Raw genomic sequence first — 453 nt, 5'->3', positions numbered from 1 at the left:
CGTCCGCGACGCCGACCGCGAGTTCCCGTTCGACGCCGACCGCTTCGACACCCTGCTCGTCGACGGCGCGGACGACGAGGCCATCGCCGAGGCGCTCGACGTGCCCGTCGAGGTCGTCTCCGAGTGCCGCCCCGTCGCCGAGGCGGACATCCGTTCGAGCCGGGCCAACTACCGCTTCCGCGACGACTTCGCGGAGCTTCTGACCGACGACGACCTCTCGAACCGGATGGCCGAGGACGCCCGCCGCGACGGTCTCCGCGAGGCGACGGAAGATATCGAGACCGACGTGTCGCTGTAACGGTCGGCCGAACGACGAAGGTTCTTAACCGATTGGGGACATACCCCTGTGCGATGGCGCAGGCCCCCCAGAACCGAGACCTGACGGAACGGTTCATCGAGTTCTACCGAAACTACTACCGAGAGGAGATCGGGACGCTCGCACAGCAGTACCCG

The 453-nt window shown here is 67.1% G+C and carries 1 pseudogene; it reads left to right on the top strand.

The window, feature by feature from the left end:
• Positions 1-298, top strand: a pseudogene (locus tag DVK01_RS21370) (conditioned medium-induced protein 4); the annotation flags it as partial.
• Positions 299-453: the final 155 nt, after the last annotated feature.

This window comes from Haloarcula sp. Atlit-120R (assembly GCF_003665885.1).
Classification (GTDB): Archaea; Halobacteriota; Halobacteria; order Halobacteriales; family Haloarculaceae; genus Haloarcula; species Haloarcula taiwanensis.
This window is presented reverse-complemented; position numbering and strand designations above follow the sequence as displayed.